This is a genomic window from Terriglobales bacterium (assembly GCA_035573675.1).
In the GTDB taxonomy this organism is placed as follows: Bacteria; Acidobacteriota; Terriglobia; order Terriglobales; family Acidobacteriaceae; genus DATMAB01.
In genome coordinates this window covers 307,798-323,007 of the sequence record DATMAB010000027.1, presented here as the reverse complement: position 1 = coordinate 323,007, position 15,210 = coordinate 307,798, and the positions used below count along the sequence as shown (strand labels likewise).

Sequence of the window (15,210 nt, the reverse complement as noted above, 5' to 3'; positions counted from 1 at the left end):
CTCAAGCAGAAACAAGCCTTTGTGCCCCAGGTCTGCGCCACGCCGTTTCGACGCAGGCGTAGGAGACGAAGTCGATTCGTATCAGGGCACGGCTTCAGCCGTGCCGACAGGCTGTGCAACAGAGCAGCTGGCTTTAGCCGCTGGCCTTCGACGTGCTCGCCGCCTTGGTGCCCCATGCCTGCGCCACGCTTTCGGCGCAGACGTGGGGAAACCCGCCCCTCGTCGCTCCCGTGTTTCCGGAGCGCTGACGTGCGGTCCGATGTTCCCCGGCCGCAGCCCCGCAGGGGCGGCAAATTTGTAGCCCAGGGTGGAGAGCGCAAGGAAGCGCAACGACCGCGCGCTCGGAACCCTGGGTAGGCTCTTAACAATCCCGCGCCCGACCGAGCCGGAGTCCGCCCCCGGCGGACGCAGGCGGAAGGAGGGCGCACAACGCCGCTCTAGCGTTTCCGTCTCCATCGGCCGCCCCCGATCACATGCTTCAGGGTCAAGCCCTCCATGTACTCCATCACGATGAAGTGCTCGCCCTGCTCCTCGCCGATGTCGTGGATGGTGCAGATGCCGGGATGATTCAGCGCCGAGGCCGCTCGCGCTTTCCGCTCGAAGCGCGCTAATGCCTGCGCATCGCGGGAAAGTTCTTGGGGAAGGAACTTCAGCGCCACCGGACGGCCCAGCCGCGTGTCCTCGGCCTTGTAGACCACACCCATCCCGCCGCCGCCCAGCTTTTCCACGATGCGATAGTGCAAGATGGTCCTGCCGACCACGCGCCCCGCCCCCGATGGCGGCGCATTATCGCGTCCCTTTTCGCCTTCGTGGTCCTTGGTGTCCTTTGTGGTTAAATCTTCGCGCCGTGCACACCGCCCACATCTCTGCTCTGCTCTCCCCCTTCATCCAGGCACTGGCCCCGGCGCAACTCCAAGGCATATCGACCTACATCGATGTATTGTTACGGTGGAATCAGCGCGTGAATCTCACCGCGGTACGCGACCCCGAGCAGATTGTCACCCGGCACTTCGGCGAATCGTTGTTCGCCGCCCGCCACCTGCTCACGCCCGCTGATACATCGACAGCCATCGATGTCGGCTCAGGCGCAGGATTTCCGGGCCTGCCCTTGAAGATCTACGCCCCCGCCCTCCGCCTCACCCTCATCGAGTCGCACGCGCGCAAGTCCGCCTTCCTGCGCGAGGTCATCCGCGCGCTCGGCCTCGTCGATGCGACCGTCTTCCACGGCCGCGCTCAGGACTTCCCCGCCCGCGCCGATCTGGTGACGCTGCGCGCCGTCGAAAAGTTCGAGCGCATCCTCCCCGTTGCCGCCCGCCTGGTCTCGCCCGGTGGCCGCCTGGCTCTATTAATCGGTGCCGGCCAGTTCCCCAGGGCCGCCCGCCTTCTTCCCGCCCTTCCCTGGTCGCCTCCCATCGCGCTTCCTCAATCCGCCAGCCGCGTTTTAGTGGTCGCGAGCGCACCCAGCTAGTTACGAATCACTCCGAGCATGAGTGGAAAAAGATGCGTCGTTTTCAGTGAATACCCAGCCCGATTCAACCGCTTGCGAGTCCCCTTGGGCACAAAAGTGGAGCTTGTACCTACCTGGTTAACAACAAGTGGCTGTCCTTTGGCCTTAGCTGTTCGGGCCAGGAACCTAATCCCTAACCTGTGGGACAATGGCTACATTTGGTACGGCATAACCTATATACATTACTAACTAAAGCCGATAAAAGTAACATGATAGTGGTAGGATAACCAAGGTAGTTAGTACAACTACTTGCATCCATCTAGGGACCATGGGCAATTGCTCCACGTGGAACAAACGTTCTACAGTCAATAGCCGAAGCAGTCACCACGAAGCCGAAATTGTTCCACGTGGAACAATCTCGTTGGGGTGCCAAGGGCTACCCAGGCCCCGCCCTTTATGGTTGCACAAATCTGGGGCATTGCGCGGTGCGAAACCGTAGGGTAGGCTGGGGTCAGCGATTCTCCAAACGACCTGATGGGACGCGTTATCGCGGTTGCCAATCAGAAGGGCGGCGTGGGCAAGACCACGACTGCCATCAACTTAGCCGCGTCCTTTGCGGCGGCGGAAGTAGCGACGCTGCTGGTGGACTGCGATCCCCAGTCCAACACCACCAGCGGCTTGGGCTTTACCCGCGACCCGGAACGAATCAGCACCTACGACTTGATCATGGCGGCGGCACCGGCTGAGGACGCGCTGCAGCCCACAGCGCTTGAAGGCCTCACACTGATCTCCGCGCACCGCAACCTGATCGGCGCCAACCTGGAGCTGGTGAGCGCGGAGCAGCGCGAGTATCGCTTACGGCAGGCGCTCGCACCGCTGCGCGAACGCTTCGCCTTCACGGTGATCGATTGCCCGCCGGCGCTGGATCTGCTGACGCTGAACGCGCTGGTGGCGGCGGACTCGGTGCTCATTCCGATGCAGGCGGAGTACTTCGCGCTCGAGGGCGTCACGGAACTGCTGAACACCATGGAGCGCGTGCGCGAGACGCTGAACCCGCGCCTGGAGATCGAGGGCGTGCTGCTGACCATGTTCGATGAGCGCACCAACCTGGCGCAGCAGGTGGCGGCGGAGCTGCGCGCGTTCTTCGGGGAGAAGCTGTGCGCGGCCACCATCCCGCGCAACGTGCGGCTGGCGGAAGCGCCGAGCCACGGGCAGCCGGCCTTACTTTATGATGTAAAGTCACGTGGAGCGGAAAGCTACCTGCGGCTGGCGAAGGAACTGATCGAGCGCGGGAGGAAGCGGGAAGTTTGCGCGAGCGAAGCGGCGGCAGAGGCGCTGAGCGAACCGGAGCAGGTGACCTCAGGGGCTGAAGCCCCATAGCTTGCGGTGGCGGCGTTTTCGGCACGACTGAAGTCGGCCCTGGTGCGAAGTGAAAAGCAAAACCCGAGGTCCCTCGGCTCGGGTTTCCCGCGCACGACAGCCGCACCGCGCTGATGCGCGGTGCGACCGTGGCGTAAGCGCGCGGGAGCCCTCCCTCGCCCGGGATGACAGCTTCTGAAGAGAGGAAACATTAGGAGGCAAAGTGCATGACGATGGACAAGCGGAAGGCCTTGGGGCGTGGGTTGGATGCGCTGCTGCCGTCGAAGCCGGCGGGAGGCGGGACGTCAAGGGCGGACGCTACGGCGGCAGCGCCCACAGCAGCGTTGACAGCGGCGACGGGCTCGTCTTCGTCCGCGGCGGCGGCAACCGCGGCAGCAGTGTTGGAGCGTGAGGCGGGCGGGGGACCGGGCGTAGTCGAGATCCCGGTGGACCAAATCGACCGCAGCCCGTACCAGACGCGGCACAAGATGCCGGAGCAGACGCTGGCGGAGCTGGCGGCGTCGATCCGCGCGACGGGCGTGGTGCAGCCGGTGCTGGTGCGGCCGACGGCGGGCGGGCGCTACGAGCTGATTGCCGGCGAACGGCGGTGGCTGGCTTCGCAGCGAGCGGGGAAGACGACGGTGCCGGCCATCGTGCGCCAGGTCTCGAACGAGCAGGCAGCGGAGATGACCATCATCGAGAACCTGCAGCGCGAGGACCTGAACCCAATGGAGCAGGCGCGGGCGTTCGAGAAGCTCTCGCGGGAGTTCGGGCTGACGCAGGAGGAGATGGCGCGCAAGACGGGGGTGGAGCGTTCCACCATCGCCAATTTTCTGCGGTTACTGAAATTACCGTTCGAAGTGCAAATGAACATCGAGAACGGGCCCATCAGCTTCGGCCACGCCAAGGTGCTGATGATGCTGACCGACACCGAACAGATCAAGAAAGTGGGCGCCAAGATCGTGAAAGACGCGCTTTCGGTGCGGCAGCTCGAGGACGTGGTGTTCGACCTGATGAACCCGATCGAAGGACAGGCGGCGGCCGTGCGTCCGCAGAAGTACGTCGACCCGAACGTGCGCGCGGCGGAGCAGGAATTGACGCGCATGCTGGGCGCGCGGGTGCAGATCAAAGACCGCAACGGGCGAGGGAAGATCGTCATTACCTACCGGTCGCTGGCGGAGTTTGACAGGGTGCTGTCGTACATCGTGGCGAAGAGGCACTAGGGGCAGGGGGCAAAAAAGCAAAGAACACCACGGAGACGCGGAGGCACGGAGGTGCACGGAGGGCGGGCGAATCAGTAGAGCTTGCGATCGGGCTTGCGGGCCCAGGCGTGGAAGGCTGCGAGAGCCTGCTTGCGCATCAACTGCGTCATGGGGAGGGTGCGGCGGGAGATAGGAAGCGCCAGTTGGTCGTAGATGTAAGCGTCATGGAAGCCGGCCCGGGCGGCGTCGGCGCGGGTTCCCGCATAGAAGATCCTGGCGGGGCGGGCCCAGTAGAGCGCCGCCAGGCACATGGGACAAGGCTCGCATGAGGCGTAGATGTCGCAGCCGATTAGCTGGAAGCTGCGCAGCTTCTTGCAGGCCCGGCGCAGGGCGACGATCTCGGCGTGAGCGGTGGGATCGTTGTTCCGCGTTACCCGGTTGGTTCCTTCGGCGATGATGCGGCCGTCCTTCACAACCAGGGCGCCGAACGGGCCGCCATCCCCGCTTTCCAGGCTGCGCAGGGAGAGTTCGATGGCTCGAGCCATGAAGGCGAGGTGGTCTTTCGATGGGCGCGGTTTGGACCGTTTCATCGACGCCGGCACAGGACAAGGATAGTCAATGATGAACTGCGCACGGCAAATCTGCGAACTGGAAAGCCACCGGCGGCTCGGAGTCAGGGCGCGGCGGGGAAGTTGAGTCGGCGGATGAAGTTCTGGAAGCGGGGATGGGAGCGGAGGCTGTCGAAGCGGGGATCGACAGCAAGCCAGGCGACCCACCAGGAGCGAGCGTCGTAGGCATCTTCGAGCAGGTCCAGAGCCTGTTCCTGTTCGCCCAGAGCCAGGGCGACGGTGGCGAGATCGTGGGGCGGGACGTGGCGCTGCCGGCGGGTGGCCTGGAGACGGGCGAAGAGTGTGCGCGCCTCGGCACGGTTTCCGGCTAAAGCGTAGGAGCCAGCCAGCCCAGCAAGAATCTCCGGGGGGCCGTTGGGGGCCAGACTGCGGGCACGCTCGAAGGCGCGAATGGCCTCCGCATACTGGCCGGTCTGCTGGTAAACCTGTCCCATCAGCATATAAGCCCAGAAGTAGTTTGGATGGAGTTCGAGAGCGTTGCGAAATTGCGCGAGGGCCGCCTGGTAGCGGCGTGCGCAGTAGGACTGAAAGCCCAAAAATACATTGGCTTCGAAGGAGAGGGGATCGAACTGGAGGGCGCGACGAATTTGGTTTTCGGATTCGGGGAAATTTCCCATTGCTGAGAGGTAGGCACCGTACCAGACGTGGGCATCGGGCGAGCGGGGGTCCAGCTCAATGGCGCGGCGGAACTCGCGGTCGGCCGCGGCCCAGTCGAGGTCGTAGATGAAGTGGGCGAGGGCCAGGTAGGTGTGGGCCTCGGCAAGGGTGGGATCGAGGTCGATGGCCTTGAGGGCGGCCTGCTTGGCCTTGGGGAATGCTTCGCGGTTGGGAATGACCCAGTCGCCGACGGCGACCATGTAGTAGTAAGCCAAGCCGGCGTGGGCGCGGGCGTAGCGCGGATCTGCGGCCAGAGCCTGCTGGAAGTACTGCGGCGCCTTATCAACATCCTGCAAAGCGCGGACGTAGTAGAAACCTTTCAGCGTGGCTTCGTAGGCGACGGGGTTCACGGGCTGAGAGGAAGCCAGGCGGGCTTCGACCTGGGGCGTGAGCTTAACGCGGATTTCGGAGGAGATGGCGCGCGCGATCTCGCGCTGCAAGGCGAGCACGTCGCGCAGGTCGCGTTCGTAGCCTCGGGCCCACAGGTGGCGGTCGGTGGGGGCATGGATGAGTTGCACGTTGATGCCCACGCGGTCCCCGGAGCGCTGCAGGGAGCCTTCGACGATGGCGTCCACACCCAGCACCTTGGCGATCTGGGGCAAGGGCTTGCGGGTGGCCTTGAACTGCATGACGGAGGTGCGGGAGATGACGCGAAGCTGCTCGATCTGCGCGAGTTCGGTGATAAGCGCTTCGGTCATGCCGTCAGCCAAGTAGTCCTGCTCAGCATCGCCGGAGAGGTTGTCGAGCGGGAGGACGGCGAGGGATTCGATGCGCAGCGGCTGCGCGTCCGCAGCAGCGCGCTCGCGGGATGCAGTGGGCCGAAAGGCGATGAGCACGGCGAGAACCAGGACGGCAACAACGATTGCCGCGGCCACGACCTGGCGCTTGCGGCTGGGAACCGCCGGACGGGTGGCTGTCGCGGCCGCAGGCGCGGTCAAGCGCCTGAGGTCCACGGCAAGGTCTTTGGCGGACTGGAAGCGATCCTCGGGATCCTTGGACAAGCACTTGAGGATGATGCGGTCCAATTCCGCGGGTAGGGCGGGCTGGAAGCGGGAAGGCGGGAGCAAGTCGGCGTGCAGGATGGCATCGACCAACTGACCGCCCTGTGTTTCGGGGAAGGGACGGCGGCCGGTGGCCATCTCGTAGAGAACAGCGCCCAGGGCGTAGATGTCGCTGCGTGCGTCCACGGTTTTTCCGAGCACCTGCTCGGGGGCCATGTAAGGTAAGGTGCCGGCGGTCACGCCGGTTTCCGTAAGGCTTTCGGTGGCGGAGAGATCACTGACCGGGCGGAGCAGCTTGGCCAGCCCGAAGTCCAGAATCTTCACTCGATGGTCCAGCGTGACAAAGATATTCGCGGGCTTGATGTCGCGATGAATAATGCCTTTGGCGTGCGCGGCTGCAAGCGCTTCGGCGAGCTCGAGGCCGAAGCGGGCCACGAGGGCGGGTTCGAGGGGCCGCCCACCGATGCGGTGCTTGAGGGTAGAGCCCTCGAGCAGTTCCATGGCCAGGAAGGGCTCGCCCTGGTGCTGATCGATCTCATAAATCACACAGATGTGGGGATGGTTGAGGGCGGAAGCGGCGCGGGCCTCGCGCTGGAAGCGCTCAATGGCCATGGGATCACGGGAGACATCGGCGGACAGGAACTTGAGAGCTACGTGGCGTCCGAGACGGAGGTCTTCGGCCTTGTACACGACACCCATCCCGCCGCCGCCCAGTCTTTCCAGGATGCGGTAGTGAGAGATGGTCTGACCAACCATGGCAACCCCGGAGTGAAGGCATGTTACAACAGTGCGCCGGTGACCGGCGGAGCGCCCGGCTTGCGCTTGAAGCGCAGTGCCAGGGTACGTCGTCCGGCCGTGAACCGGGCTCGGGACGGGCACTGCGGCGAATCGGCCGGCTCGGACAGTCCCTTGCCTTGGCTCCACCGGCTCAGCTCTTCCCGCTGATGCGAAAGCCTCCTTGCCCGGAGTGGGCAAGGAGGCTTTCGTTTCCCGGGGGAGGCGGGGGTTAGCGGTTGGCGGTGAGGCGGTCGTAGATGAGGCCGGCCACGCCGCCGGAGATAGCGCCGATGGCGGCACCCTTCTTGCCACCTGCGAGGGCGCCGATGCCGGCGCCGGCACCGGCCGATCCGGCCACGATCAGAACCGACTTACCGGTAGAGCGCGGCTTGCGCACCGGTTCCTGATAAACCGCGGGCTCCTGATAGACGACCGGAGCCGTTCGGGCGGTGCGAACCGCGCGCGGACGCTGGTACGAATAAGGCTGCGACGTATAAGAGCCGTTGTAGAGCGCGTCCTGGAGCAGCGGATTGTCCTGATTCATGAGCCGCGGCATGGCGAAGGCGGTCAGAGCCGAAGCCAGCACGGCAGAGATCACGGAACTGATGACGGCGGTGCGCACACCGTGGTTGCGCGCCGACCGGCGAATGACTGCTGTGCGTCTCATCGCTCACCTCCCGTCCTTGGTCAGGACGTTCGTTCGCCTCTGTGCTTCCTTACAGATTAGATGCCCGGAGCAAGGAGCGGGTTGAAAGGAAAAAAGGAGGCAGGAGGCAGAAGGCAGGAAACCAGCGAACTGCGAACTATGAATTGTGAACTGTGAACAGATGCGGAGTTTGCGCCCGCCTTCCGTTTGCGGTCGCATGCGGTCGGGCGAGGGTTTCTTGCCAGCCTACCCAGGGTTGCGAGCGCGCGGTCGCTGCGCTCCCTTGCGCTCTGCACCCTGGGCTACAGATTTTCCGCCCCTTGCAGGGGCTGGGACCGTGCTTGAGCCCACGCTCGCGTCAGCGCACGACGATGTCTCCGAAACCAAGAGCGCCATGATACAAACCGTGATTTCATCGAGGCACGCCTCCCACCGATGCATCGCCGGCTAATGCGATCCGTCGGTGCGAGGCTGTCTCCCACGTTCGCGCCAAACAGCGCGGCGCAGACATGGGCACCGACATACGTGGAGTTTCCAGTCTCGAGTTTCAAGTTTTCAGATAGGCCCGTCTCTTCCGGACCGGAATGCGCATCTAAGCGGACATGAAGAGAGTGGCCAGCCTGGCGTGTGTCCTCGTGGCGGCCGCGGCGGCGGTGGCGCAGCAGCCGCGGGCGGTGGATACGGAACGCTCGCACATGACGGTGCGGGTGCTGCGCGGCGGGCTGTTCAGCTTCGCCGGACATAACCACGAGATCCGAGCGCCGATCACGAGCGGAAGCGTGGACGAAACCAGGGGCAAGGTGGAAATCGCGGTGGACGCGCGGCAGTTGCTGGTGCTCGATCCGGATGTGGACGCGAAAGAGCGCCAGGAAGTGCAGGAGACCATGCACGGCCCCAAGGTGCTGGACAGCGCGCGCTATCCGGAGATCCGCTTCCGCTCGAGCGAAGCGCGGAAAAGCGGCGAGGAGTGGACGGTGCGCGGCGAACTGACCCTGCACGGCCAGACGCGCCCGGTGGAGGTGCGGGTGAAGGGAGGCAACGGGCGCTACACCGGCACGGCGGGCGTAAAGCAGAAAGAGTTCGGGATGGAACCGGTCAGCGTGGCCGGGGGGACGGTGAAGGTGAAGAATGAGGTGAAGGTGGAGTTTGAGGTGGTGTTGAAGTGAAGCGCTGCTAGCTACTAGCTGTCGGCCCCTGGCCTCGTGGTTCTCTGCAATCTTCAGCAGGACTCTTCAGTCGTCCCTTCACAAAGGACACGAAGGCTGCACTAAGGTCCAGTCGTGTTGTGGCCGAGCCGGCGGCGAACTGAGCAGCCTCGGCGGTGAGGTGAGGTCCTCAGTTCCTGTCGCCGGCGCCGTGGCGCTGCTTGCAGAGCTTGCAGAAAGTGGGCGGTTCGGTATTGTCCACGCGGTGCTGCACGGGCGGGATGGTCTTGAGATAGGCGAACAGGGCGCGCAGGTCGTCGTCGGAGAGATTCTTGACGACGGGAGTCATGAGGGGCTTAAGCTTGCGCGCGCCCACCTTGTTGTTGCGCAGTGCGTCGAAGAAAAGCTTCTCATCAAAGTAGGAGATGCCGGAAGGGTCGGGCGTGAGGTTGTGCGCCGCCACGGTGCCGAACGTCTTGCCGCCGGCGAGAAAGCCGACGACGGGTTTGCCAGAGTTGCGCAGAGTGTGACAGGTGTCGCACTTGGTGCGCGCGATCTGCTCGCCGCGGGCGAGAACGGAATCCTGGGCAAGGGCGGAGAGTGACAACGCGAGCAGGGCAGCCAAGCGCATGGGCGACATTACGATTTCAGTATAAAGGCAGGCACGGATTGCACGGAGGAACACGGATAGAAAGAGGTCCCCAGCGGCTAAAGCCGGATGTTCAGCCGATTCGTGTCGGCACGACTGAAGTCGTGCCCCTCGGAAAAATCGGACCCAAGATCCTTCGCTCGGGTTTCCCGCGCTGGAAACTGCGCGCGGGAGCCCTCCCTCGCTCAGGATGACGGTGCTGGTGAGCGCTCGTCGCTTTTCCAACAACACCATCCGCGTGCATCGGCGGCGAAAAAAGGAAAGGCCGGCTCGCGGGAGCCGGCCCTGGAACTGCGGGGTAAAGAAGTTTACTTCTTGGGCGCGATGGCGTCTTTCACGGCCTTCGCGAGATAGAACTTGGCGGTGGTCTTGGCGGGGATTTTGATGGCCTCGCCGGTCTGCGGGTTGCGGCCCATGCGCGCCTTGCGCTGCACCTTCTTCAGGCGGCCCAGACCGGGCAGCACGAACACGCCGCTCTTCTTGGTCTCCTTGATGGCGGTGTCGCAGAGCGCGTCGAGGAACGCGGCCGCGGTCTTGTTGCTGGTTTCGATCTTCTCGGCCATGTGACGGACGAGTTGTGTCTTGGTCATGCCCATGAGTGTTTCTCCTCTCGGGGGTGTGATGGTAAGAAGTGCTCCCCTGTTCCGAGCCGCATAATACAACAGTTTCGCAGGGATGGGAAGCCTCGGGCCCGCTTTTTATGCGGGTTTGAGAGGGGTGGGGTTGCACAAAACCAAGTGCAATGCGGGGATGGGAGGGGTGGGTGTAGCGGGGCCTGATTCCCAAAATGGGAAGCAAGGTTCCGGCCCATTAGAATGCCGAACCAGCCATGGCTTGCCAGATCTGCGAGACGCGGAAGGAAAGGCGCTTCTGCCCGGCGGTGCATGGGCGGATTTGCGCGGTGTGCTGCGGCACCGAGAGGGAAGTGACGCTGGAGTGTCCCAGCGATTGTGCCTACCTGCGGCAGGCGCGGGAGCGCGAGAAACCCCGTCCGCTGAATGAGTTGCCCGCGGCCGAAGTGTTCGCCGAGGTGGAGATCCGGCAGGCGCTGCTGCGCGAGCGCGAGCCGCTGATGGTGGGGCTGTCGTTCGCGCTGGTCAAAGCGGCGCGGACGGACCGGGCGCTGGTGGATCGCGACCTGATTGCGGCGCTTTCGGCGCTGACGCGGCGCTACCAGACACTGACTTCCTCGGGCCTAATTACCGGAACAGAACAGGGACTGGGGACGCAGCAGTCCATCGTGGCGGAGCTGGAGAAGATGATCGCCAGCTATCGGGAGACGGAACAGAAACACGTGGGCTACGCCACCCTGCGCGACAGCGAAGTGCTGGAAGCGCTGGTGTTCCTGGTGCGGATGGCGCTGGCCCGGACGTCGGGCCGGCCGAAGTCGCGGGCGTTCCTGGATTTCCTGTTCAGCCGCTTCCCGGAGAAAGAGGCGAATATCGTGGCTCCGGAGGCGGGGCGGAGCATAGTGATTCCGTAAGCAAGACCCAGGTCCTTCACTCGGGTTTCCCAAGCTGGTGAGAACGCTTGGGAGCCCTCCCTCGTTCAGGATGACGGCCTCAAAGATAGAAGTTTGTCATCAGGCGCTGCTACGATTCCCATCGTGAAGAAGCTGGTCTATCTTTCGCTGGGGTCGAATGTGGGGGAGCGGCGCGAGTATTTGGAACAAGCGATAAGGCGGCTGGGGGAACTGGGCGAGATCCGAGCGGTCTCCGCGTTGTACGAGACCGAGCCCGTCGAATACACGCGCCAGGATTGGTTCCTGAACTGTGCCGTGGCGCTGGAAACGGAACTGATGCCGAAGCAGTTCCTGGCACGAATCCGCATGATCGAGCAGGAAGCGGGGCGGCGGCGAGCGGTGGCGAAGGGCCCGCGGACGCTGGATATCGACATTGTGCTGTTCGGGGAAGCGGTGGTGGATACGGGCGAGCTGGTGATCCCGCATCCGGCGATGCACGCGCGCAGGTTCGTGCTGGAGCCGCTGGCGGAGATCGCGCCGGAGGCGAGGCATCCGGTGCTGGGACGCACGGTGAAAGAGCTGCGGGACACGCTGCCGGCGGGCGATGCCAAAGTGCGGAAAATCGAGTAGCCACGAAGGAACGCGGATTGGGGCGGATTCCAAAAAAACAAAACTGCACCACCCTTCGGCGATGCTCAGGGCAGGCTTCGGACACGAAGGTTGCACGAAGGGTAGATTACCGGTGATCCGTGGTCATCTGTGTCAATCCGTGGCCAGCGGTTTGCCGGTCGGCCATCGGCGGTTGCGTCTTTTCGGCGGGTACGCCATCTCATGAGAGGAGCCTGAGAGAGCAGAAGCGTGACCGACCTTTCCTCCAAAGTGGCGCAGTATGGGCTGCCGTTCGTATTCCTGAACGTGCTGGGGGAGCAGTTCGGGCTGCCGATTCCGGCGTTCCCGACGCTGCTGGTGGCGGGCGCGCTCGTGGGCATGGGGCTGCACTCGGGGCCGGAACTGTTGGCGGCCGCGGTGCTGGCCTGCCTGATCGCGGATACGGCATGGTATGGACTGGGGCGGTACCACGGGCATCGGGTGCTGAGCGCGCTGTGCCGCGTGTCGCTCTCGCCGGTTTCGTGCGTGCGGCAGACGGAGTCATTGTTTGAGCGCTGGGGCGCGCGCTCGCTGATCGTGGCCAAGTTCGTTCCGGGATTCTCGACGGTGGCGCCGCCGGTGGCCGGCGCAACCCGGCTGGGAGCAGCGGCGTTCCTCATCTACGACGGAATGGGCGCAGTGATCTGGGCGGGGTTGGGCATCGGGCTGGGAATGATCTTCCATGACGCCATCGACCGCGTGATCACCTACCTGGAAAGCCTGGGAGGATGGGCGCTGGTGATTGTGGGCGCGGCGCTGGGGGTGTTCATCTTCGTGAAGTGGCGGGAGCGGAAGCGGTTCTACAACGAGTTGCGGCTGGCACGCATCGGGGTGGAAGAATTGAACCGCCTGATCGCGGAAGGGAAGGCGCCGGTGGTGGTGGACGTGCGCTCGCCCGCGGCGCGGCGGGGCGATCCGCGGCGCATCCCGGGGGCGCTGCTGCTGGATGCGACCGAACTGGAACGCAAGGTGCCGGAACTGCCCGCAGATCGGGAGATCATCCTCTACTGCACTTGACCGAACGAGGCCTCGGCCGCCCGTGTGGCGCGCATGCTGATGGATCACGGATTCAGCCGTGTCCGGCCGCTGGAGGGCGGCTTCGACGCCTGGGTGACCGCCGGGTACGAGCTGGAACACTTCGACCTGGTGGCGATACGGCCGGCGGAAAAAGCCGTGGTGAGTGGTTAGCGGCTGGTGGTCAGCCAATACTTCCTCACCAGGCCTAGAGCCCACATTGGAGCCCGTTGTAACGCAGGGCTGAGTCCCTTTCCCATCCAAGTCCTGAATCCTGGGCGCCCGTCCAGCATCTATTCCTCTTGACGATAGTCGTTGCAACGACTATTATGCTCCTTGATGGCAGGCAGACTGCAACGCGAGATCCTGCAGACCAAGCCGTTCCAGGCGCTGGAGGAAGAAGCCTACCTCAACCTGAAGCGCACGGCCGACGTGCTGGCGCGGGCGGAGGTGGGAACCCTGAAGCGGGAAGGCCTTTCGGGAGCGCAGTACAACGTACTGCGCATCCTGCGCGGGGCAGGGAAGGCGGGGCTGGCGTGCAGTGAGATCGCGGCGCGCATGGTCACGCGCGACCCGGACGTCACGCGCCTCCTGGACCGCCTGGAAAAGCGCGGCCTGGCGCAACGCGCGCGGGACGGAAGGGACCGGCGCGTGGTCACCGTGCGTATCAGCGCGGCGGGGTTGCGCATCCTGAAGAGGCTGGACGGGCCGGTGCTGGAAGCGCACCGGCGGCAGCTCGGACACATGAAGCGGACGGAGCTGCGCCGGCTGATCGGGCTGCTGGAAAAGGCCCGCGCCATCGGGACCGGTCGTAGCAACGGCTCACGTCGAGATTAAACAAGGAGTCTAAGAATCCATGAAGCGACTGCAACGTACAATCTTCCTCCTCCTCGCCGCAGTGGTGGCGCTGAGCCCAGCGGCGGCGGCCCAGACCGCGACCTTTCAGATCGACACGCAGCATTCGAGCGCGCAGTTTTCGGCGCGCCACCTGCTCATCAGCACGGTGCGCGGGAACTTTCACAACGTGACCGGCACCGTGTATCTGGATGAGAAAGACATCACGAAATCGCGCGTCGAGGCTACCATCGACACCACCACCATCGATACGCGCGAGCCCAAGCGCGACGCGCACCTGAAGAGCGCGGATTTCCTCGACGTGGCCAATTTCCCCACCATGACGTTCCAGTCCACGAAAGTGGAGAAGGCGGGGGAAGGCAAGCTTCGGGTGACGGGCGACCTGACCATCCGCGGGGTGACCAAGCCGGTGGTGCTCGAAGTGGAGGGCCCGACACCTGAGATCAAAGACCCGTGGGGCAACACGCGGCGGGGGGCAACCGCCAGGACCAAGATCAACCGCTTCGACTACGGAGTGAGCTGGGACAAGACCTTCGACGCCGGCGGCCTGGTGGTGGGCGAGACGGTCGAGATCACCATCGATCTGGAGATGATCAAGAAGGGGTAAGGGATAGGCTGGTTTCAAGAAGGGTTAGCCTGCCCGGTGACTATGAGTTGCGGCGGCAGGGATGCCGCCGCTGCAGCCGACGAGACGCCGGCGCTGCGAGCCGAAATCAGGCCAACGCAGGAAGCGCCTGGGCTGCGCCCAGCTGGCGCAAGACATCGGCGCGGCTGCGGGAGATGCGGTCGAACCATTCCAGGCCGGGCAGGCGGGCGATGGTGGAATCGATGCGGGCAGCGACGGTGTGTCCGGCTTCATCGCCGAGCACGTAGTGCATCATCCAATCCACTTCGGTCTCCGGCTTTACACCACCACCCACAGGCAGCCAGAAGTTGCGGATGACCCAGGAAGTGAGCCGCTGCGCGTTGCGCGCCGCGAGCTGCTCGCGCGCCTTGTTGTAGTAGAAGGAAAAGTGGCGCCGTTCGTCTTTGGCCAGGCGCAGCACCAATGCGCGCAGGACGGGGTGCCGCGTGCGGCGGGCCACGACGCCGTAGCCTTCGAGCGTGGTCAGCTCGGAAATCGCGCCGTAGGTGAGGTAGGCGGCGTGGAAGTGGTCGGTAAGCTGGCACGCCAGAGATGCGCCCAGGTCCTTGAGCCACTCATAGAAAGAAGCCTTGCCTTGCACTTCCGCCGCGCGGGTGGGGGAGAAGCGCGCGCCGGCCGCTTCCAGAAAGCGGCGGATGGTGTGGCCGTGGAAGAACTCCTCATAGGCCCAGCAATTCAGGAACGCGGTGGTCTCCGGGTCGCGGATGGCACAGGTGTTCAGGATGCCCTTCAGATAGACGATGGTGTGCGATTCGATATCCATCATGTAGGTCAGGCAGCGGCGTTCCTCAGCCGAGAGCGGATGCTCGGGGACGGCGGCCCAGTCGAGGTCGCTGACGTCGACCTTCCGGGTGTTGCGGAGATATTTTTCGAGATCGAATCCGTGCGGCACCTGTAACCTCCCGCCTTCTATTACGGCCGGGGAGCGAGGATGGATTGGTCCTCGCCGCCTCGCCGACTCATCCCACGCCTGCGCCGAGAGGCGCGGCACAGACATAGCCACCGTCGGGTCCGGCCGTTTCCCGTTCTCTTCTGCGATCCCAAATCGGGCCGGGGGAGGTCCGGCCGGTTGT

At 64.3% G+C, this 15,210-nt stretch carries 17 protein-coding genes; 10 read left to right on the top strand and 7 right to left on the bottom strand.

The window, feature by feature from the left end:
* Positions 1-437 precede the first annotated feature (437 nt).
* Positions 438-761: a protein kinase gene (locus tag VNK82_14010; GenBank protein HXE92068.1), complete on the bottom strand. Its 324-nt coding sequence runs from the start codon at positions 759-761 to the stop codon at positions 438-440.
* A gap of 14 nt (positions 762-775) precedes the next feature.
* On the opposite strand from VNK82_14010, the gene rsmG reads away from it, so the two are divergent.
* From rsmG to VNK82_13995, 3 genes are all read left to right on the top strand, one after another.
* A complete protein-coding gene (gene rsmG / locus VNK82_14005) occupies positions 776-1,468 on the top strand; it encodes a 16S rRNA (guanine(527)-N(7))-methyltransferase RsmG (GenBank protein HXE92067.1) in 693 nt (230 codons plus the stop codon).
* A gap of 513 nt (positions 1,469-1,981) precedes the next feature.
* Positions 1,982-2,827 carry a ParA family protein gene (locus VNK82_14000; protein HXE92066.1) on the top strand — a complete coding sequence of 282 codons (846 nt, stop codon included), beginning with the start codon at positions 1,982-1,984 and terminating at the stop codon, positions 2,825-2,827.
* Positions 2,828-3,033: 206 nt separating this feature from the next.
* The gene (locus VNK82_13995; GenBank protein HXE92065.1) at positions 3,034-4,029 is read left to right on the top strand and encodes a ParB/RepB/Spo0J family partition protein; all 996 of its coding nucleotides are present in this window, start codon (positions 3,034-3,036) and stop codon (positions 4,027-4,029) included.
* A gap of 71 nt (positions 4,030-4,100) precedes the next feature.
* On the opposite strand, the gene VNK82_13990 is transcribed toward VNK82_13995, so the two are convergent.
* The 3 genes from VNK82_13990 to VNK82_13980 form a co-directional block, all read right to left on the bottom strand.
* On the bottom strand, positions 4,101-4,598 hold the full coding sequence (locus VNK82_13990; GenBank protein HXE92064.1) for a nucleoside deaminase: 498 nt from the start codon (positions 4,596-4,598) through the stop codon (positions 4,101-4,103).
* Between the two features lie 83 nt (positions 4,599-4,681).
* Positions 4,682-7,051: a protein kinase gene (locus tag VNK82_13985; GenBank protein HXE92063.1), complete on the bottom strand. Its 2,370-nt coding sequence runs from the start codon at positions 7,049-7,051 to the stop codon at positions 4,682-4,684.
* A gap of 250 nt (positions 7,052-7,301) precedes the next feature.
* A complete protein-coding gene (locus VNK82_13980; protein HXE92062.1) occupies positions 7,302-7,739 on the bottom strand; it encodes a hypothetical protein in 438 nt (145 codons plus the stop codon).
* A gap of 581 nt (positions 7,740-8,320) precedes the next feature.
* On the opposite strand from VNK82_13980, the gene VNK82_13975 reads away from it, so the two are divergent.
* Positions 8,321-8,884: a YceI family protein gene (locus VNK82_13975; GenBank protein HXE92061.1), complete on the top strand. Its 564-nt coding sequence runs from the start codon at positions 8,321-8,323 to the stop codon at positions 8,882-8,884.
* Between the two features lie 169 nt (positions 8,885-9,053).
* On the opposite strand, the gene VNK82_13970 is transcribed toward VNK82_13975, so the two are convergent.
* Both VNK82_13970 and VNK82_13965 read right to left on the bottom strand, forming a co-directional pair.
* Positions 9,054-9,503 carry a c-type cytochrome gene (locus VNK82_13970; GenBank protein HXE92060.1) on the bottom strand — a complete coding sequence of 150 codons (450 nt, stop codon included), beginning with the start codon at positions 9,501-9,503 and terminating at the stop codon, positions 9,054-9,056.
* Between the two features lie 317 nt (positions 9,504-9,820).
* Entirely contained in the window at positions 9,821-10,108 is a 288-nt protein-coding gene (locus tag VNK82_13965) for an HU family DNA-binding protein (protein HXE92059.1), read from the bottom strand.
* Between the two features lie 233 nt (positions 10,109-10,341).
* On the opposite strand from VNK82_13965, the gene VNK82_13960 reads away from it, so the two are divergent.
* From VNK82_13960 to VNK82_13935, 6 genes are all read left to right on the top strand, one after another.
* Positions 10,342-10,995 (top strand): hypothetical protein, encoded by a 654-nt coding sequence (locus tag VNK82_13960; GenBank protein HXE92058.1) that lies wholly within the window; start codon positions 10,342-10,344, stop codon positions 10,993-10,995.
* A 123-nt stretch (positions 10,996-11,118) separates the two neighbouring features.
* Entirely contained in the window at positions 11,119-11,604 is a 486-nt protein-coding gene (gene folK / locus VNK82_13955; protein ID HXE92057.1) for a 2-amino-4-hydroxy-6-hydroxymethyldihydropteridine diphosphokinase, read from the top strand.
* Positions 11,605-11,832: 228 nt separating this feature from the next.
* Positions 11,833-12,639 carry a VTT domain-containing protein gene (locus VNK82_13950; protein HXE92056.1) on the top strand — a complete coding sequence of 269 codons (807 nt, stop codon included), beginning with the start codon at positions 11,833-11,835 and terminating at the stop codon, positions 12,637-12,639.
* A gap of 39 nt (positions 12,640-12,678) precedes the next feature.
* Entirely contained in the window at positions 12,679-12,810 is a 132-nt protein-coding gene (locus tag VNK82_13945) for a hypothetical protein (protein ID HXE92055.1), read from the top strand.
* A 165-nt stretch (positions 12,811-12,975) separates the two neighbouring features.
* Positions 12,976-13,473, top strand: coding sequence for a MarR family transcriptional regulator (locus VNK82_13940; GenBank protein HXE92054.1), 498 nt, complete (start codon positions 12,976-12,978; stop codon positions 13,471-13,473).
* A 19-nt stretch (positions 13,474-13,492) separates the two neighbouring features.
* Positions 13,493-14,098 carry a YceI family protein gene (locus VNK82_13935; GenBank protein HXE92053.1) on the top strand — a complete coding sequence of 202 codons (606 nt, stop codon included), beginning with the start codon at positions 13,493-13,495 and terminating at the stop codon, positions 14,096-14,098.
* 106 nt (positions 14,099-14,204) lie between these two features.
* Here the strand turns inward: VNK82_13935 and VNK82_13930 are convergent, their stop codons facing one another.
* On the bottom strand, positions 14,205-15,029 hold the full coding sequence (locus tag VNK82_13930; protein ID HXE92052.1) for a hypothetical protein: 825 nt from the start codon (positions 15,027-15,029) through the stop codon (positions 14,205-14,207).
* Between the last annotated feature and the right edge of the window lie 181 nt (positions 15,030-15,210).